At 70.6% G+C, this 19589-nt stretch carries 14 protein-coding genes; 3 read left to right on the top strand and 11 right to left on the bottom strand.

Going from position 1 to position 19589, the window contains the following annotated elements; all coding sequences use genetic code 11:
• The first annotated feature begins 55 nt into the window (after positions 1–55).
• Complete coding sequence (locus tag ABGB08_RS24145; RefSeq protein ID WP_347593917.1) at positions 56–3106, top strand: BTAD domain-containing putative transcriptional regulator; 3051 nt, start codon at positions 56–58, stop codon at positions 3104–3106.
• 127 nt (positions 3107–3233) lie between these two features.
• Positions 3234–5513 carry a TIM-barrel domain-containing protein gene (locus ABGB08_RS24140; protein WP_347593915.1) on the top strand — a complete coding sequence of 760 codons (2280 nt, stop codon included), beginning with the start codon at positions 3234–3236 and terminating at the stop codon, positions 5511–5513.
• A 12-nt stretch (positions 5514–5525) separates the two neighbouring features.
• Here ABGB08_RS24140 and ABGB08_RS24135 read toward each other — a convergent pair whose 3' ends face one another.
• The 11 genes from ABGB08_RS24135 to ABGB08_RS24085 all read right to left on the bottom strand — a co-directional run bounded on the left by ABGB08_RS24135 (position 5526) and on the right by ABGB08_RS24085 (position 18871).
• Entirely contained in the window at positions 5526–6749 is a 1224-nt protein-coding gene (locus tag ABGB08_RS24135; RefSeq protein ID WP_347593913.1) for an amidohydrolase family protein, read from the bottom strand.
• On the bottom strand, positions 6746–8467 hold the full coding sequence (locus ABGB08_RS24130) for a hydantoinase B/oxoprolinase family protein (protein WP_347593911.1): 1722 nt from the start codon (positions 8465–8467) through the stop codon (positions 6746–6748). The genes ABGB08_RS24135 and ABGB08_RS24130 overlap by 4 nt, the downstream gene beginning before the upstream one ends.
• A complete protein-coding gene (locus ABGB08_RS24125) occupies positions 8464–10521 on the bottom strand; it encodes a hydantoinase/oxoprolinase family protein (RefSeq protein WP_347593909.1) in 2058 nt (685 codons plus the stop codon). The genes ABGB08_RS24130 and ABGB08_RS24125 overlap by 4 nt, the downstream gene beginning before the upstream one ends.
• A 31-nt stretch (positions 10522–10552) precedes the next feature.
• Complete coding sequence (locus tag ABGB08_RS24120; protein WP_347593907.1) at positions 10553–11431, bottom strand: LLM class flavin-dependent oxidoreductase; 879 nt, start codon at positions 11429–11431, stop codon at positions 10553–10555.
• Between the two features lie 106 nt (positions 11432–11537).
• Positions 11538–12221 carry a GntR family transcriptional regulator gene (locus tag ABGB08_RS24115; protein WP_347593905.1) on the bottom strand — a complete coding sequence of 228 codons (684 nt, stop codon included), beginning with the start codon at positions 12219–12221 and terminating at the stop codon, positions 11538–11540.
• 52 nt (positions 12222–12273) lie between these two features.
• Positions 12274–13170 (bottom strand): dihydrodipicolinate synthase family protein, encoded by an 897-nt coding sequence (locus tag ABGB08_RS24110; RefSeq protein WP_347593903.1) that lies wholly within the window; start codon positions 13168–13170, stop codon positions 12274–12276.
• A gap of 53 nt (positions 13171–13223) precedes the next feature.
• Positions 13224–14183 carry an ABC transporter permease gene (locus ABGB08_RS24105; protein ID WP_347593901.1) on the bottom strand — a complete coding sequence of 320 codons (960 nt, stop codon included), beginning with the start codon at positions 14181–14183 and terminating at the stop codon, positions 13224–13226.
• A complete protein-coding gene (locus ABGB08_RS24100) occupies positions 14180–15727 on the bottom strand; it encodes a sugar ABC transporter ATP-binding protein (protein WP_347593899.1) in 1548 nt (515 codons plus the stop codon). Before ABGB08_RS24100 ends, ABGB08_RS24105 begins: the two co-directional genes overlap by 4 nt.
• 34 nt (positions 15728–15761) lie before the next feature.
• Positions 15762–16826: a sugar ABC transporter substrate-binding protein gene (locus ABGB08_RS24095; protein ID WP_347593897.1), complete on the bottom strand. Its 1065-nt coding sequence runs from the start codon at positions 16824–16826 to the stop codon at positions 15762–15764.
• A 300-nt stretch (positions 16827–17126) separates the two neighbouring features.
• The gene (locus tag ABGB08_RS24090) at positions 17127–17678 is read right to left on the bottom strand and encodes a hypothetical protein (protein ID WP_347593895.1); all 552 of its coding nucleotides are present in this window, start codon (positions 17676–17678) and stop codon (positions 17127–17129) included.
• Positions 17679–17755: 77 nt separating this feature from the next.
• Complete coding sequence (locus ABGB08_RS24085) at positions 17756–18871, bottom strand: LamG-like jellyroll fold domain-containing protein (protein WP_347593893.1); 1116 nt, start codon at positions 18869–18871, stop codon at positions 17756–17758.
• Positions 18872–19032: 161 nt separating this feature from the next.
• On the opposite strand from ABGB08_RS24085, the gene ABGB08_RS24080 reads away from it, so the two are divergent.
• Positions 19033–19530: a DinB family protein gene (locus tag ABGB08_RS24080; protein ID WP_347593891.1), complete on the top strand. Its 498-nt coding sequence runs from the start codon at positions 19033–19035 to the stop codon at positions 19528–19530.
• Positions 19531–19589: the final 59 nt, after the last annotated feature.

Genomic DNA, 19589 nt, shown 5'->3' with positions numbered 1-19589 from the left:
ACTGAACGCCTGATCAGCGGCGACTGAGCGACAAAGCGCAGCTAGGATGGGGAAAGTGATCGAGTTCGGGGTCCTCGGGTCGCTGCAGGCCCTGGACGGGCAGCGGAAGCCCGTCGACCTCAAGGGGCCCCGGCACCGGGAGGTCCTGGCTCGGCTGCTGATCGCCAGAGGCCGGGTGGTTCCCGTGGACTGGCTGATCGGTGACCTGTGGGAGGACCCGCCCGAGGGTGCGCTCGGGACCGTGCAGACCTTCGTGTCCGCGCTTCGCCGGGCGCTGGAGCCCGGCCGCCCACGCCGCGCGCCGGCCAAACTGCTCGTCACGGCCGCGCCGGGCTACGCGCTGCGGGCCGAGCGGGAGAACGTGGACGCCTGGCGGTTCGAGCAGGCGGTCGCCGGCTCCCGTGAACTTCCCGCCGAGCAGGCCCTGACGCTCCTCGACGGGGCGCTGGCGCTCTGGCGGGGTCCCGCCTACGCGGAGTTCGCCGGCCGGGACTGGGCGCGTGGCGAGATCACCCGGCTCGGCGAGCTGAGGCTCCTCGCCGTGGAACGGCGGGCGGAGGCGGCGCTGGCGCTCGGTTTGGCCGCCGATGTGGTCGCCGACCTGGAAGCCCAGGTCACCGCGCATCCGCACCGTGAGGATGCCTGGCGGCTGCTGGCTCTGGCGCTGTACCGCTCCGGCCGTCAAGGCGACGCCCTCGGCGTGCTCCGGCGGGCCAGGACGAGCCTGGTCGAGGAGCTGGGCGTGGATCCGGGTTCCGAGCTGCGCAGGCTGGAGGCCGACATCCTCGCCCAGGCTCCGCATCTCGCCCTGCCCGCACGGGAGCGGCACCTCCCGCGTCGCCCCTTCTTCGGCCGTGCGGAAGAACTCACCGCCCTCCAGCAGTCCGCCACCACCCTTGGGCTGATCTTGGGCGACGCGGGTGCCGGTAAGACCGCCCTCGCCGGGGAACTGGGGCGACGGCTCCGGGCGGAGGGCTGGACCAGTGCCTGGGGAGCCAGCCCCGAAGACGGCGGCGTGCCGACGGCCTGGCCGTGGAGCCGGATCCTCGCCGCCCTCGGCGCGTTCGCCGAGTTCCCCGGCGACAGGTTCGCGCTGCGCCGTCACATCGTGGCGGCCGTGGCGAGGGCGGCCGAGCGGGCGCCGCTGCTGCTGATCCTGGACGACCTGCAATGGGCCGGCGAGGAGACCTTGGATGTGCTGGTCTCCCTCGCCGTCGAACCCCCACCGGGACGCATCCTGATCGTCGGGACTTATCGCTCCACCGAGGTCGGTCCTTCGCTGACCGCGGCGCTGGCCAGGATCGCCCGGGTCGAGCCCACCCGGGTCCGTCTCGGCGGCCTGCCGGAGGAGGCGGTGGCCGAGCTCGTCGCCGTCGTGTCCCGGCGGGAACCCGAACCGGCCCCTGTCAAGATCATCTATGACCGCAGTGGCGGAAACCCCTTCTACGTACGTGAGCTGGCCAGGCTCTACGACGCCGAGGGCGTGGCCGGCCTCTCCGTGGTGCCTGAGGGGATCCGCGATGTCGTTCGCCACCGGCTGGCCGGGCTTCCCGACCGTAGCCGCGAGGTTCTGCGCCAGGCCGCGGTGATCGGCCAGGAGGTGGATCTGGCCGTACTGACCGAGTTGACGGGCGACGAGGAGACCGTGCTGCGGGCGGTCGAGGACGCGACGCGGGCCGGGTTCGTGGTCGAACCGGAAGCCGGACGGGTGGACTTCGCGCACGCCCTGGTCCGCGACACGCTCTACGGCGACATGACCCGTAGCCGCCGGGCCCGTTACCACGCCCGGACAGCGGAGATCGTCGAGCGGCTCAGGCCGGACGACATCGAGACCGTCGCGCACCACTACGTGCGTGCGCGGAGCCGCGATACGGCGGCGCGCGCCGCCCATTACGCGCGGGCCGCGGCCGAGCGTGCCGAGCGGCGCTTCGCGCCGCACCTCGCGGCGCGGCTGTGGCGGGACGCGCTCAGCGCTCACGACCTCCGGGAGGATCCGCCCGTACGGGCGCGGCTGGAGCTGGTGATGGGCCTGGTACGGGCGCTGGCGCTCGCCGGGGACCTGGACGCCGCCAGAACCTCCCGTGGCCAGGTCCTCACCGCGATAGGCGAGCTGGCCGACCCGGATCTGTCCGCGCAGGTGCTCGGGGCCTTCGACGTCCCCGCCGTCTGGACGACCAGCGACGACGAACCCCTCGCCCGCCGGGTCGTCGCCGCCGCCGAGCGCGCCCTCGCCGCCCTTCCGGCGGAACGGGTCGCCGAGCGGACCAGGCTGCAGAGCACCATCGCCCTCGAATCCCGGGGCCACGGCAGTGCGCGAGCGCACGACGCGGCGGCGGACGCCGAGGCGCTCGCCCGCCGCGCGGGCGATCCGGTGCTGCTGGCCTTCGCGCTCAACGGCCGCTACATGCAGTCGTTCCACCGCACCGGGCTGGCTCCCGAGCGGATCGAGATCGGGACGGAACTGCTGACGCTTGCCGGCCAGCATGACCTGCCCGGGTTCGAGGTCACCGGCCACCTGATCCTGCTCCAGGCCCACTCCGCCCTGGCCGACTTCGACGCCGCCGACCGGCACGCCGCCGCGGCCGACGCCTTCGCCGAGTGGCACGAGATCTCCCTGGTCGGCGTCTTCACCCAGTGGTACGCGGCGCTGCGCCTCGCGGTCGAAGGCCGTACGGCGGAAGCCGAGGCCGCCTACCGCTCCGCGGCGATCCGCCTGAACGCCACGGGCATGGGAGGCATGGCACGTGGTCTGCTGCCGCTCGCGCTGCTCTCCCTCGACCGGGGGACGGTGGACTGGGACGCCGGCTGGGGGACCTGCCACGATTGGGCACACGCGCTGCGGCTCCTGATCTCGGGCAGATCCGAGGAGGCGGCCACGGCCCTGCGCACGCTCCCGGCCTCCCCGCGCGACCTGCTTTACGAGGTACGGCTGGCCCTCGAAGCCGAGGTCGCGATCGGCGTCCGGGACCACGCCGCGATGAGACGGATCCGGCAGGAGCTGCTACCCGCCGCGGACGAGCTGGCCGGCGGCGGAACGGGTCTGCTCAGTTTCGGCCCTGTCCGCCGCTATCTGGACGCTCTCACAGACCCCTCGGCTTGGGCATGACACCACGGCGCGCAGGTCCACGCTCAGCTCTTCATCGGTGTCATGTGATCATCTCTTGACGGTCATCCGGGTAGCACCACGAACGAAACTCACTTTCGCAGCCGAGGTCTCGTTCCAGGAGCGCGTGTTGACCCGTCCACCCCGCCTGCTGCCCGCCAGCGGGTTGCTGATCCCGCTCGCCGTCCTGGGCGGGCCGCCCACTCCCGGCCCCGTGGTGGACGGCAACGCCCGGTTCACCGTCCTGTCCCCCACCCTGATCCGCGTCGAGTACGCCGGCGACGGTGCCTTCGAGGACCGGCCCACCTTCAACGCGGTCACCCGCGCGACGGAGCCGCCCCCGTTCACCACCACGGTCGAGAACGGCACCCGGGTCATCCGCACCGACCGGCTGACCCTGCGCTACCGGCGGGATTCGGGGCCGTTCACGCCGGCCAACCTGTCCGTCAAACTGAAGGCGGGGGCACGGCGGGTCACCGCGCGCCCGTCGTTCGGCGCCTCCGCCGCCGTCAATCTAGGCGGCTGGCGGCGCTCGCTGGACAAGGTGAGCGCGCCGGTGGCGCTCAACGACGGCCTGCTCACCAGGGACGGCTGGTACCTGCTCGACGACACTTCGACGGCCGTCCTCAACCCCGACGGCACGATCACCCAGCGGCCGGGGCACGGCGGCCGGCCGTATCAGGACGGTTACCTCTTCGGCTACGGGCACGACTACCGGCGGGGGCTGAAGGACCTGCGCGATCTCACCGGACCGGCGGCGATGCTGCCCCGGTGGGCCTTCGGCATCTGGTTCTCCCGCTACTACCCTTACCGGGAGTCCGATTACCGCGACGACCTGCTGCCCGGGTTCCGGGCCAACCGGGTGCCGCTGGACATGCTGGTCGTGGACACCGACTGGAAGTCGCCCAACACCTGGAACGGCTGGAACTGGAACCCGGCGCTCTTTCCCGACCCGCCGGGCTTCCTCGACTGGGCCAGGGGACAGGGGTTGCGGGTGGCGCTGAACATCCACCCCAGCATCTCCCTCGCCGACCCGAAATACGCCCAGGTCAAGGCCATCGTCGGCGAAGATCTACCGGCGGGCGACTGCCCCAGGCTACCGGGGTCCAGGGTCTTCGACTGGAGCGACCCGAAGCAACTCAAGGCCTATTTCGACCTGCACAAACCCCTGGAGGACCTGGGGGTCCGGCTGTTGTGGCTCGACTGGTGCTGTGACCCGAGCAAGGTGACCGCGCCGGGCGTGACCCCGGACACCTGGATCAACTCCCGGTACGCCCTGCGGGACCGGGAACGCGGCCTGCGCGGGTTCGCGTTCTCCCGGGCCGGGGGCGGCTACGGCGGTTTCCGGGTCTACCCCGCCGGCCCGTGGGCCGAGCACCGCTACACCGTGCACTTCACCGGCGACACGTCCCCCAACTGGGACGTCCTTGCCTTCGAGGCGGCTTACACCCACCTGGAGGGCAACATCGGCATGCCGTACGTCTCGCATGACATCGGCGGCTTCTACGCCAGGCCCAAGCACCTGCCCGACGGCCTCTACGCCCGCTGGGTGCAGCTCGGTACGTTCCAGCCGATCCTGCGCCTGCACTCCAACCACGGCGACCGGCTGCCCTGGGAGTACTCAGGCGCGGCCCAGCGGTCCGCGCAGAGATTCCTGCGCCTGCGCGAGGCGCTGGTCCCCTACACCTACACGCTGGCCCGCCAGGCGGTCGACACGGGACTGCCGATCACCCGCGGCATGTACCTCAACTATCCCGAACACGAGGAGGCCTACCGCTACCGGACCCAGTACCTCTACGGCGACGATGTCCTGGTCGCCCCGGTGACGACCCCTGGCCTCGGCAAGGTGACCACGAAAGTGTGGTTCCCGCCGGGCACCTGGACCGACTACTTCACCGGCGCGACCCACACCGGACCGGCCACGGCCAAGGTGACCACGGATCTGTCGACCATGCCGGTCTTCCTCCGCGCGGGCGCCATCCTGCCGACCAGAACCGACTACGTCGACTCGGCCGAGCGGAAGCCGCTCGACCAGGTCACGCTCGCCGTGGCCACCGGCGGCGACGGAAAACTGTCGCTTTACGAGGACGCGGGCGAGGGCCCCGGCCACCTCTCGGGACAGTCGGCGACCACCGCGATGACCTTCGACACGGCGAAGCGCCTGCTGCGGATCGCCGCCCGGCGGGGCACCTTCCCGGGCGCGGTGACCACCCGCTCCTGGACCGCCCGCTTCCGCGACGCCGACCGGCCCGCCCAGGTCAAGGTCAACGGAACCGCGATCCCGGCGCGCACGAGGGCTCCCGGGTGGACCTATCACACCCCCACCAGGACCCTGACCGTCCGCACGACGGCGCTCCCGGTCACCGCCGGCACCACCCTCCAGTTCACCGATGAACGCCGGGGTTCTTGACGGCACCATGGTTCAACGCCAGTGCGCCGACCCGGTGAAGCGGCGCGCGGTCCCGTTCTGGACGACGGTCCGTCGTTCGGGCCCCGCCCACAGGACCGACGGGTCCTCGAACGGATCGCCGTCGAGGATCAGGAGGTCGGCGGTGGCGCCGACCTCGACGCGGCCGAGATCGGGACGGCCGATGATCTCCGCGTTGACGGAAGTCGCGGAGCGCAGCGCGGCCAGCGGCCCCTCGACTTCGACCTGCAGCCGAAGCCCGGTGAGCTGCTCGTCCTCGAGCTCGCCCATCAGGTCGCTGCCGAAGCCGATCCGGACGCCTGCCGCCCGGGCGAGCTCGATCGCCCGCCGGCCGGCGTCCAGCACCTCGCGGTTCTTCGCCTGCGAGACGGGAGCGAGTCCCAGCTCCGCGCCGCGCCTGTCCATGGCGTCGTACGCCGCCAGCGTCGGCACGAGGAACGCGTCGTGCCCGGCCATCAGCCTGGCCGCGGGCGCGTCCAGCAGGTTGCCGTGCTCGATGGTGCGGACCCCGTTCTCGACGGCGTGGGCGATCGCCTCGGGCGAGTACGCGTGCGCGGCGACGTAGCTGCCGCGGCGGGCCGCCTCGTCGGTGACCGCGCGGATCTCCTCCGGCGAGTACTGCGGGACGCGGATCGGATCGGTGAGCGAGACCACCCCGCCGGAGGCCATGATCTTTATGGCGTGCGCGCCGCGCCGGAAGCGGTCCCGTACGGCGCGGCGGAGCGCGTCCACGCCGTCCACGATCTCCGCCATGTGGCTTGAGCACGAGCACAGGTCCTGGTCGCCGGGGCGGGGATCGCCGTGCCCGCCGGTCTGCGACAGCGCGGGGCCCGTGTACAGGTAGCGCGGCGCGGCGATCAGGCCCCGGGTGATGGCCTTCGCCAGGCCGGGGTCTCCCCCGGCGACGTCGCGCACCGTGGTGAAGCCGCGGCCCAGGGCGGCCGCCAGCCGACCGGCCGCGGCCAGCGCGACGTAGCTGAGCGGGCTGGATTCGAGGGTGAGCAGATCCAGTTCGGTGCCGTAGGCGTGGAAGTGGGCGTCGATGAGGCCGGGGACGACCGTGCCGCCCCGGGCGTCGATCACCTCGCCGGCGGCTCGCGGGGCGCCGCCGATCTCCACGATGGTTCCGCCCGAGACGTGGATCGGGCCCTCCGTCAGCTCGGCCGAGACGCCGTCGAAGACGGCGGCGTTGACGATGGTCAGGCTGCCCGCGGTCATGCCGCCGGCTCCGCGCCGCGCAGTCGCCGGGTGGCGGCGGCATCGACGTCGTGGCTGTCCGGGTCGACCGCGACCCCGTAGTCGCGGGCGGCGGCGGCCGCCGACACGAATCCGTTGCGCACGTCGCGCGCGACCCGCTCCGGCTCGCGCTCGAACGGGTGGCCGAAGCCCCCGCCGCCGCCGGTGTTGTTGACGAGCACCTCGCCGGCCTCCAGGTGGTTGTAGCCGCCCCCCTGCACGACCTCGCGGTCCGTGCCGGGATTGAGCACGATGTGGTTGTTCTCGCCGGGGCGCCCCTCGCCGATGGCCCAGGGCTTGGTCCTGGTCTTGTAGACCAGGCAGATGCCGGTGGACGGCGCGGTGAACCGGTAGGTACGCCCCACCCCGACGCCGCCCCGGAACCGCCCGGGTCCGCCGGTGTCCGGGCGGTAGCCGTACGACTCGATGAACATCGGCGACTTGGTCTCGAGGACCTCGACGGGGTTGTTGCGGCAGCCGGGCTCGGACAGGTGCATGATCCCGTCCTCGCCGTCGCCCGTCGCGTGCGCGCCGAAACCGACGGCCTCGTTGGTGGCCTCCAGCCACGTCTCGCCGTTGCGCGGGTTGATCCCGAGGCCCATCATCGAGCTGACGTCGCCGCCGGAGCACGCGGGCACGCGGTCGGGCATGCCCTGCGCGAGCGCCTTCAGCACGACCTCGCCGCCGAGCAGCCCGGTCCACAGCGTGAAGGTGGGCATCGGCGGGACCGCGTGCATCACCGAGCCCGGCTCGGTGATCACTCGCATCGGCCGGAAGTTGCCGGCCACCACGGGCGTGTCGGGGGTGGTCAGCGCCTTGAAGATCAGGCTGCAGAACGCCTCGGTCTGGCCGACGGGCAGGTTGATCGGCCCCTTCACGTCGCGATCGCTGCCGGTCCAGTCGATGAGCATCTCTTCGTCGGTGATCGTGACCGTGACCTGCATCTTGATCAGGCGGTCCAGGTCGACGCCGTCGCTGTCGACGAAGTCGTGCGCCGTCCACGTGCCCTTGGGCAGCTTGGCCAGCGCGAGGCGGGCGAGCCGCTCACCGTGGTCGTTGATCGCGTCCATGGCGCGCAGCAGTGTCTCGGCGCCGTACTTGGCCGCGATCTCCTGGGTCCGGCGGACGCCGGTGACGCAGGCGGACACCTGGGCCTGGATGTCGCCGATCGTGCGCTGGGGCATCCGGCTGTTGAACCGGATGACGTTGAAGACGTCGTCGTTCTGGACCCCGGCCCGGTAGAGCTTGCTGGCCGGGAAGAACAGTCCTTCCTGGTACATGTCCGTGGAGTCCAGGACGTACCCCGGGTCCTTCTGCTTGAGGTCGAGCACATGGATCCGGCAGGAGGCGAACCCGATGAGCTCCTCGCCGTGGTGCACCGGGGCGAAGACCAGCGGGTCCAGCGTGTGCGCCGACGACCAGTACGGGTAGTTGAGGATGAGGACGTCGCCGGGCCGCATCGCGTCGCGGCCGAGGAACTCCACGGCCTTCTTGATCCCGTGGTCGTTCCCGCGGGTGAAGACCGCGATGCCGGGGGCGTCCGCGACCACGTCCCCTGCGGCGTCGTGAATGCCGATGCCGTAGTCGTGGATCTCGTACACGACCGTGTTGTACGCGGTCCTGCACAGGTTCCTGGCCATCTCCTCCGCGGCGGCGAGCAGGCCGTGCCGGATGATCTCGGTGGTAATCGCGTCACTCATCGGTTGATCTCCCCGGTCTCGTGGTGCACGGAAATGACCAGCTCGCCGTACGGCCCGACCCGCAGGGTGTCGCCGGCGTGCAGGACCGTCGTCGCCGTGTGCTCCGCGATCACCGCGGGACCTTCGATGACGTCGCCGGCCAGCAGGGACTCACGGGTGTGGAGGTCGTAGCGGACCTCCGGACGGTCGTCGGACAGGTACACCGCCCTGGTGCCCTCCGGGCCGAGGGCGCCGGCCGTTCGCTCGGCGATCAGCGGGAGCGCCGGCTTGTCCACCGAGCCCGCCGCGCGCAGCCGCAGCGTGGTGACCTCGATCGGGTCGTCCATGGTGTGGCCGTACTGCCGCTCGTGCAGCCGGGCGAAGCTCGCCTCGACGGCCTCGGCCATGTCGGCGGCCTCGACGGGGAAGGACACGGTGACGGAGTGCTCCTGGCCGGCGTAGCGGACGTCGAGGCTGCGGACCAGCGTGCGGCGCTCCGCGCCGAATCCCTCCGCGGCCAGGAGCTCCTCCGCCTCCCGCTCCATCTCGCGGTACGAGGCGTCCACCGCCCCGGGGTCGAGCCCGGCCAGCGGTGACACGGAGGTGCGGGCGAAGTCGTACTGCACGTCGGCCATGAGCATCCCGAAGGCCGAGAAGGCGCCCTGGCCCGGCGGCACGATGACGGTGGGGATGCCCAGCTCGCGGGCCACGTCGACGGCGACGAGGCCGCCGCCCCCGCCGAAGGACAGCAGGGCGAAGTCCTGGGGATCGCGGCCCAGCTCGACGGTGATGGCGCGGACGGCACCGGTGATCTTCGTGTTGGAGATGCGGACGATGCCGCGGGCGAGGGTCTTGACGGTCATGCCGAGCGCCGTGGCGACCGGCTGCAGCGCCTTCTCCGCCAGCTCGGCGTCCAGGGTCAGCCTGCCGCCCAAGGGGGTCTCACCGCCCAGGTAGCCGAGGGCCAGCGCCGCGTCGGTGAAGGTGGGCGCGGTGCCGCCCCTGCCGTAGGACGCGGGTCCCGGCGCGGCTCCGGCGCTCTGCGGCCCGACCTGCAGGCCGCCGGCCTCGTCCAGCCAGGCGATCGAGCCGCCGCCCGCCCCGATCGTGTGGATGTACAGGGACGGCGTGTTGATGGGCAGCTGCTCGAATTCTGCGCCCTGGTACAGGACCGGCTCGCCGTCGAGGATCAGGGACGCGTCGAGGCTGGTGCCGCCCATGTCGATGGTGATGAGGTTGGGCCGGCCCAGGATCCGCGACAGCGCGGCCGCGCCGATGACCCCGCCGGCGGGCCCGGACAGGATCAGGCTGACCGGCTGCTCCCGGGCCGCGGCGGCGGTCATCGCGCCCCCGCCGGAACGCGTCATGAGGAAGCGCCCGTCGAATCCGCCCGCGGCGAGCTCGCCCTCCAGCGTGTGCAGGTACTTGCGGACGATGGGCTTCACGTAGGCGTCCAGGACCGCCGTGCTCGTGCGCTCGTACTCGCGGTACTCCCGCGACAGCTCGTGCGACAGCGTGACCGCCACATGGGGCGCCACCTCGGCGAGCACCGCACGCATCCGCAGCTCGTGCTCGGGGTTGGCGTACGAGTGCAGGAAGGCCACCGCCACCGACCGGTACCCGCGCTCCGCGATGAGGGCCGCCACCCGGCGGGCGTCCTCCAGGTCGAGCGGGGTGTGCACCGTGCCGTCGAACCGGCTTCGCTCGACGACCTCGTAGGTGTCGTAGCGTTCGAGCAGCGCGGCCGGTTTGCGGTAGGTGATGTCGTAGTTGGTGCGCCGGTCGGTACGGCCGAGCAGGTAGACGTCGCGGAACCCCTTCGTGCCGATGACGGCCGTACGCGCTCCGGTGCGGGTGAGGAGCGCGTTCAGCCCGAGGGTCGTGCCGTGGGTGAACATCCCGATGTCCGCCATGGGCGCCCGTGCCACCGCGAAGGCGTTCATGACGCCCCGGGTCGGCGCGTCCGGCGTGGTGGGAACCTTGTCGAAACGCAGCTCGCCGGTGCCGGGGATCAGCTCGACCACGTCCGTGAACGTTCCTCCGACGTCGATCGCGAGCCTGCTCGTCTTGCTCATCGTGGTGTCAGCCTTCCTATCTGAGAAATGGTCACAGCCCGTGCGCGGCGAGCACCGACCCGAGCACGCCCGCCGGCAGCCCGCGCTCGTCATCGGCACGCGGCCAGTGCACGGTGACCTCGTCGAATCCCAGCGCCGACAGGCGGCCGAGGAAGTCCGCGTACCTGGCGGCGCTCTCGAACGGCCACCTCACGTCCAGCGCGAGCTGGACGATGCGGCGCACGGACGTCGCCGCTCTGCCGGTGGCCTCGAGTTCCCGGGTCAGCGCCGCGCTCTGGTCGCCGATGGCCCGGAACCAGGATTCCGGGTCGACCTGGCCCCCGTAGGGGCCGTAGGTGACCCACGCCTGGCCGAAGCGCGCGGCCGAGCGCAACGCCCGCGGACCGGCGGCGGCCACGGTCAGCGGCACGCGCGGCCGCTGGACGCAGCCGGGGATCTGGTGGGCGTCGACGGCGCTGAAACGCTCCCCCCTCAGAGTGGTCACCGGCTGGGTGAGCAGCTGGTCGAGCAGGCGGAGCCACTCGGCGAACCGCTCGGCTCGTTCGCGGCGGTCACGTGGCGGGTCGCCGAGGACGAGCGCGTCCGGACCCTCGCTGCCCGCGCCGACGCCGATGTCGAGCCGGCCGCCGCTGATCCGGTCGAGCGTCATGATCTCCTTGGCGAAGGTGACCGGATGCCGGAAGTTCGGAGTCGCCACCTGGGTGCCCAGCCGCACCCGGCTGGTGGCGACCGCGGTCGCGGCCAGCAGCGGCACGCTGGCGTACCAGGGCCGTTCCCGCAGCGCCGGCCAGGTCAGGTGGTCGTAGGTCCATACCGTACGCAGACCCGCGGCCTCGGCCTGCTGGACGTCGGCGATGAAGGCGGCGGGTGGATCACGGTCGGGAAGGACGAGAGCCGACAGGGCGAGCAACGGGCTTTCTCCATTCAATGGTGGCGAAGATTCGGGGGCGCGCCGACATGACGGCCCGTCGTCTCTGTTCGACCGGTCGCCGGAGAGGTGGCTAGGAGGAGCGCGGCTACGGGCGCCGGGGACGTTCTTCCCGGCCCGCCCAGCTGCCGCGCACGTGACCGATGTGGGCTTCGATCAACCGTTCGAGGCCATCGCGGTCGTCGGCCGCGATGAGGTCGAGCATCTGGATGTGTTCCAGCGCCGAGGCGTTCAGCTCGCCGGTCTCGGCGAGCCGGGTGAGCCCGAACAGCCGGGTCCTGGCCCGCAGCTCGCCGACCAGCGAGACCAGCTCCGCGTTGCCCGCCAGCGCGAGCAGTTCCAGGTGGAACCGCCGGTCGTCCTCGATGTAGGCGATCAGATCCTTTTTCTGCGCGACGTCGACGATCCGCTGCGCCATCGGCCGCAGCCGGGCCAGGTCGCCGGCGGTCGCGACGCCGATCGCCTTCACGGTCGTGGGCACTTCGAGCAGCTGCCGTATCTCGGTGATGTCGTCGAGCTCCTGGTCGGACAGCTCGGTGGCCCGGAAGCCCCGGTTGCGCACCGTCTCGACGAGGCCCTCCTTGACCAGGTCGAGCATCGCCTCCCGGACCGGCGTGGCCGACACACCTAACTGCGCGGCGAGGGCGGGCGCGGAGTAGACCTCGCCGGGCCGCATCTGACCGGCCACGAGTGCCGCGCGCAGGGCGTGCGCGACCTGGTCGCGCACGCTGCGCCGCACCGCCAGGGTCGGCAGCTCCAACGACTCCGCCATGACGCACCTTTCCCAAGCCGCACGGGATCTCCCCGGACCATGCTGACACGAGTTACCGGCACCCGGCGGCGACCGCCCGCTCCGTGGCTTCCCGCACGGCGTGCTCCTGCTCGCCGGTCAGCGGCACGCGCGGCGGCCGGCACGGCCCGCCATAACGCCCCACGATGTCCATCGACAGCTTGATCGCCTGCACGAACTCGACCTTCGAGTCCCAGCGCAGGAGCGGGTGCAGCAACCGGTACAGCGGAAGGGCCGTGGCCAGGTCGCCCGCGGCGGCCGCGTTGAACAGCTCCACGCAGGAGCGCGGCAGCGCGTTCGGGTATCCCGAGATCCAGCCCGGCGCCCCGGCGAGGACCAGTTCCAGGGTGACGTCGTCGGAACCGGCGAGAACGTCCAGGTCCGGGGCGAGCTCGGCGATCTGGTAGATCCGCCGGACGTCGCCGGAGAACTCCTTGACACCCACGATGAGGCCCTCGGCGTGCAGCCGGGCGAGCAGCGCCGGGGAGAGATCGACCTTGGTGTCGATGGGATTGTTGTAGGCGACCACCGGCACGCCGGTCTTCGCGACCTCCCGGTAGTGGTCGACGACGGCGCGCTCGTCGGCCCGGTAGGCGTTCGGCGGCAGGAGCATCACGGCCGGGCAGCCGGCCTCGGCCGCGTCCTCGGCCCACCGGCGCGCTTCCAGGGCGCCGTACGCGGCGATGCCGGGCATCACGGTGAAACCGTCAGAGGCGGCGTCGAGGGCCACCCGCACGACCGAGCGGCGCTCGTCGTCGGTGAGGGTCTGGTACTCCCCCAGTGACCCGTTCGGGGTCACGCCGTCGCAGCCCTCGGCGGCGAGCCACCGGATGTGCTCGGCGTAACGCTCGAGATCGACATCAAGCCGGTCGTCCATCGGCAGCGCCGCGGCCACCAGCACGCCGTGCCAGGGCTTCAGTCGCGCTTGCATGGTTGCTCCCATCATTGATTGCGGAATGCTCGACCCGGGCGCCGTACCCGTGGTCATCTGCCTCTCCTCGTCGCGCTCAGCGCGACGGCGGCGAGGATGACGACGCCGGTCGTCAGATCCTTGAAGAACGGGTTGGCGTTGAGGATGTCGAACCCGTTGTCGATGAGGGCCAGCAGGTACACGCCGCACACGGATCGCCAGATCGCGCCGATGCCGCCGTAGATGCTGGTGCCGCCGAGGATGACGGCGGCGATGGCCAGCAGTTGCAGGCCGTTTCCGGCCTGGGGCTGGCCGCTGCCGATGCGGGACACGCCGATGGCCGCGGCGATCCCGGCCGCCAGACCGCTGTAGAGAAAGGTGTACAGCTTGACCCGGTCCACCCGGATTCCGGAGAGTTCGGCCGCCTCGGGGTTGCCGCCGACCGACAGTACGTACCGGCCGAAGGCGGTGTAGTTAAGCAGAAACCCGGACACCAGCGCGAAGGCGCCCAGGATGAGCACGGCGTAGTAGACAGGACCGACGCCACCTCGGCCCAGCGCCGTGAACGAGCCGTCGCCGACACTGATCAGGAAGCCGCCGGTGATGAGCACGGCCAGGCCGCCGTAGACCAGGCTCGAGGCCAGCGTCGCCAGGAACGAGTGAATCCTGAGGCGGGTGATCGCGAGCCCGTTGATCAGGCCGAGGATCCCGCCGACGACGGGCGCCGAGAGCAGGCCCAGCACGGGGCTGCCCAGGCGGACCGCGACCCACGCCGCGACGACGCCGGCGACGCTGAAGATGGCGCCGGTCGACAGGTCGAAGCCGCCGCAGATGACGACCAGGGTGCCCGCGACGGCGATGATCGCCAGCGGCGCGTTCTGGTTGAGGATGTTGATCAGGTTGGTCAGGGTCAGAAACGACGAGGTCGACACGCTCAGCGTCACGAACAACGCGACGAGCAGGATCAGGACCGCGTACTGGCGGACGAAGGGCAGCACCTGGGCGGCCTCCGGCGTTGCGGGCGTGCTCTTCATTGGTCCTCCCCGTTGCCGGAAGGTGTGCTGGTCGTGGGGGTGTCGCCGACGCCGAACAGCCGCTGCAGCAGGACCTCCACCGAGGTCTCCGCGGCCGCCACCTCGCCGATGAGCGAGCCCTGCCGCACCAGGTAGACGCGGTGGCTCAGCCCGACCACCTCCTCGAGTTCGGAGGAGATGAGCAGGACTCCGGTGCCCGCCGTGGCGATGTCGACGATGAGCTGGTAGATGCGGGCCTTGGCGCCGACGTCGACGCCGCGCGTGGGCTCGTCGAGGATCAGGAACTCCGGCCGGCCCAGCAACCACTTGGCGAAGAGGACCTTCTGCTGGTTGCCGCCCGAGTAGACGGAGATGTCGCCGTCGACCTGGCGCGGGCGCACCCCGAGCCGCTCGATGAGCTCCCCGACCGCCGCCCGCTCGGCGCGGCGCGCGAGCACCCCCATCCGGGAGAATCCGCCGAGGTGGGGCAGTGTCACGTTCTCGAACAAGGGCCGCGTCAGGACCAGGCCCTGCGCTCGCCGGTCTTCGGGGATCATCGCCATGCCCCGCGCGATGGAGGCCCTCGCCGAGGCGGCGCGGACCTCCTCGCCGCGGAAGACGATCCGGCCCGAGTCGGCCGACTCGCAGCCGAACAGCACTCTGGCGATCTCGGTACGGCCGCTGCCGACCAGACCGGCCAGGCCGACGATCTCGCCCGGCCTGACCGTCAGCGACACACCGCGTACCCGCTTGCCGCTGTGGACGTCGCGCATCTCGACCAGCGGCGCGGTCCGCGCGGCCGGCACCGGCGGCCGTTCGGGGAGCAGCATGTCGGCGGGCTCGCCGAGCATGGCCTCGACGAGACTCGCTTTCGTCTCCCGCGCGGTGGCCGCGGTGCGGATGAGCCTGCCGTCGCGCATCACGGTCACCCGGTCGCAGTGCGCCAGCACGTCTTCCAGGAAGTGGGTGACATAGATGATCGTGGTGCCGCGCGACTTGAGCCAGCCGATGATGTCGTGCAGCCGGGCCGTCTCGTCGGCGGTGAGCGAGGACGTCGGCTCGTCCATCACGATGACGCGCGCGTCGCGGGCGAGCGCCCGCATGATCTCGACCTTCTGCTGGTCGGCGATCGACAGCCGGTCGACGGGCACGTCCGGCGGCAGTCCGAAGCGGCATATCCGCTCGAGCTCCCGGTAGCGCCGTTCCAGGCCGGAGTGCAGCACGCCGAACGTGCGCCTCTCGCGGCCGAGGAAGACGTTCTGCGCGACGGTGAGGGCGGGCACCAGGCACAGCTCCTGGGCGATGAGGACGACGCCCGCGTCCTGGGCGCGCTTGATGTCCCAGCGCCGGACCCGCTTGCCGAACACGTCCAGGTCACCCGTGTCCGGGTGGTACAGGCCGCCGATCATCTTGCCCAGGGTCGACTTGCCTGCGCCGTTCTCGCCGACCAGGCCGTGCACCTCGCCCCGGGCGAACGACAGCGTGACCGCGCTCAGCGCCTGAGTGGATCCGAATCGTTTGGATAGGTTCCGTACGGATACGGCTGGTTCCGCCTGCGCGGTCACGCCATCACCTCCTTTGGTCACGTCGTCGATCGGGTCAGTCGGACCATTCGCCGGCGAAATCGGGATACTGGCCGAGAATCTCCTTGGTGACGATGAGCGGCACGGGTCCCAGCTTGTCGGCGTCGACGACCGCGGTCACCGGCTTGCCCAGCACCGCGTTCACCGCCTGGTCCAGCGCGGCGCCGCCCATGCTGACCGGGAAGTTCACGAGGTCGGCGGCCCACTTGCCCGCCCGCACCTGCTTGATCGCCTCGGTGTTGCCGCCGCCGCCGGTGACGTACATCTTTGAGAGATCCAGCCCCGCGCTCTCCAGCGCGATCTGCGCGCCGGTGGTCTGCTGGTCGGCGTTCGAGAGCACGGCGTCGAGCTTCGGATTCGCCTGGATGATGTTCTGCATCGCCTTCAGCGACGTGTCGCGGTCGTAGTTGCCCTGACCGGTCGCGACGACCTTGATGTTGCTGTGCTGGTCGAGGACCGACTGGTAGGCCTTGTAACGCAGGTTGTCGAACGGGAACTGCAGCTGGCCGATCAGGATCGCGACATTGCAGGGGTCCTTCCCCTCGCAGTACGTCACCACGCCTTCGGCCTGCGCCTTGGCGTCCGTCTCGGCGTTCGAGGCGACGGTGGAGACGACGCCGGGCACCTGAGGGGTCATCTCGGTCAGGTTGGGCCCGATGGGGAACAGGACCGTCACGACCGGAACCTTCGCCTGGGCCGCGGCCGGAACCGCCGCCGCGATGCCGACGTTGTCGTTGGGCACGATGACGATGCCGTCGAACTTGCCCTGGCCGGCCACGTTCTGCAGCTGGTTGAACTGCGTCTGGCTGTCGAACTTGCCGTCGAAGATGGTCACCTCGACGTCGCCCAGCTTCTTCGCCTGCGCGAGCGCGCCGTCGTAGACGGCCTTGTTGAAGCCGTTCTGGCTGGACGCCGCCAGCAGCGCTATCCGTACCGGGCCGGTGTGCTTGGCCTGCTCCGCGGCGCCCGAGCTCGCCGTCTGGGAGCCGGTGACATCAGAGTTGCAGGCGGCCAGCGAGAAGCTGAGCGCGGCAGCCGCGAGTACCGCGAGACCACTGCGGCGAAGTGGACGTCCTGACACGGGCACCTCACAAGGTTGTGGCATGTCGACGACCTCGACGGATCTTTCCTCGGTGCCCTCGACGGGGAGGTCAGTACAATGTCACACTGCAACTGCCCCGTCAACGACTCCGGCACGTCGCCTCCCAGCAGGAGCGGTACATGACCGATTCACCCCCCACCACCCGCGGCACCGGCCACCTCGCCAGGTCCGATCCCCCGACGCCCTCCCGTCCGCCAGACAGCCCTTGGCTATTTGATCTCCTTCTCCCGACGGGAAGAACGATCAGCCAAGGGCTGTCCCATAGATGGTTAGAACAAGTCAGCGGACGATGCCCTGGCTGTCCTTGCCGTCGCCGTCCCAGTCGCCGATGACGGGCAGATCGCCGGCGTCGCCGTAGGCCACCGAGTGGGTGGTCTCGGTGCCGGTGGTCACCGGGCTGGTACGCAGGTAGAACCCGTTGCCCATACGAACGCCCACGTTGTCCTTGCCGTCGCCGTCCCAGTCGCCGACGAACGGCACAGCATTGGAATCGCCGTACAAGAAGGTGTACTGAGCCTGGCCGCTAGCCGGATTGCTGCTGATGAAGAAACGACCCGCGGTGGGATCGTAGGTACTGACGGTGTCCTTGCCGTCGCCGTCCCAGTCACCCGTGATGGGCACCATCGGGCTGTTGCCGTACGAGAAGACCGGCCGGGTGGCGGCGGAGGAGCTCTGGTTGTCGGACAGATAGAAGTCCAGCACCCCCAGATCGGCAGAGCCGTTCCATAGGGCGTTGACGAGTAACTGGGCGTCGTGGACCTCGCGGCCGTAGGCGTCCGGGACCGCTGAGACCTGGACCTTCTGGCAGATGGCGCCGATGTCCCCGCTCATCCACGAGTGGGACACATGTGAGTCACATCCGGACCGAGTGCGCCGCTTTAGCGGCACGAGCCGTCTTGCGTGCGCGGTCAGCACGAGCTGAGCGGCCTTTCGGGCGGGCGTGAACCTCGCCCTGGCGCCGACGCCGAGTTGCCGTTCGAGGATGGTGATCTGGTGACGCAGGGTGAGAATCTCGCGTTCTCCTCGCTGAGGTAGGTCCCACCGGCCGTGTTCACGACCTCCAGGGCCATCGTGGGCAGGTCAGCGTTCGGGTCCAGCGCCTGCGCCGCAACCGACTTGATCACCCACCGGCCGTAGGTGGTGTCATGACCCGGCCCGATCTGGGCGGGGGTCTGCGCGATGTTGTAGACGCGGACCTCGTCGATCAGGCCGCTGAAGTATTCGCCCCAGATGCTGTTGGCGCCGATGTGCAGGTCACCGCCGTCCACCAGGCCGCCACCGGCCGCCGTTTGGCTGACTTGGGTGCCGTCGATGAACAGGAGTGCCGTGCTGCCGTTGTAGGTGACGGCCACATGACGCCACTCACCGGTGGGTAGTGGCGCTGTGCCGTCGAGTGTCACCATTTCCGTGGTGTCGGTTGCGAACCATGCGGAGGGCACGGTGCCGTTGGAGGTGCCGTTGAAGGACAACGCCTTGCCGTACCGGCCGCCGGTAACCCAGCTGGTGTCCAGCGCCACGCCGGTGTTGTGCTGCCCGGACGCATCACCCACCGTGCTGCCCGCGCCCTCCTCCATGCCATAGGCCGCGACCAGTCCGAGATTGTTGGTCGTGAACGACCAGCTGTCCGGGGTCATGACGTTGCCCGCGCCGTCCTTGGCGCCGCTAATGGTCACCGTGTAGGTCGCACCGGCGGTGAGTGACTGCGCGGGGGTGAAGGTCAGCACCGTGTTCGCCACGTCCATCACGGCGTTGCCGGCGACGGCGGCATTCGCAGGGTCCCGCACGGAGATATGGGCCTCTTGCACGGCTTCGCTGAACATGGCCTGCACCACGGTGGAGATCGCGACCCCGGAGGCGTGCTCTCCGGCAACCGCGCCGCGCCGCCGAGCCGCCCGACCACGACTTCCCCGCTCGCGGCGGCATACAGCCGGACGGCGGGCCGTAACAGCCCGATCATGCTCGGCGCTCTGCACCGGCAGATTTCCGCGCGCGAACTCAGCGAAATCACTCCTCCAGTCCGGCACGCCCCCGTCCTGCCTCCCGGCCACGACACGACCGCCGTACCGCAGGCATCGCCAGCCCAGACGTGGCAGCGATCCACCGCGGAGCCAGAGGAACTCGAACGCACTGGTCTGCCGATGTGCGTTAGTTGCTGTTGGGTGACCAGTCTTGGAATGCTTCGCAGATGTCCTCCCTCGCGGCGATGTTCGCCGAAGACGTCATCGATAAGCCAGCCAAGGCCCAGTTCGAGGTGTTTCTCGATGAGCACCGCAGTGCCCTCAATCGCTGCTTGGACGGGCTGACCGAGGAGGAAGCGCGCCGGTCGTTGGTGCCCTCCCGAACCACGCTGCTGGGTCTGGTGAAGCACGCGACCTTCGTTGAGAAGGTCTGGTTCGACGAAGCCGTCACGCGCCGGTCGCGCGCCGAGATCGGCATCCCCGCGACACCAGACGAGTCGTTCATTCTCGATGACGGCGACACTATCGCCACCATCCAGCGGGCACACCGTGAAGCATGCGAAGCGTCACGCCGCGCGACGTCATCCCTCGGGCTGGACGACGTCGTCCACGGCAACCGGCGCGGCCCGCTCCCGCTCCGCTGGGTGTACCTCCACATGCTGCGCGAGCTCGCTCAGCACTGCGGGCACGCGGACATCCTGCGCGAGCAGCTTCTAAGCGAATGACGCGCCGGCGTCCGCACATGCCGCGAGTTGCGCCACCAGACGAACCGCCGCTCCGACCG

The organism is Acrocarpospora sp. B8E8 (assembly GCF_039871605.1).
GTDB classification, from domain to species: Bacteria; Actinomycetota; Actinomycetes; order Streptosporangiales; family Streptosporangiaceae; genus Acrocarpospora; species Acrocarpospora macrocephala.
This window is presented reverse-complemented; position numbering and strand designations above follow the sequence as displayed.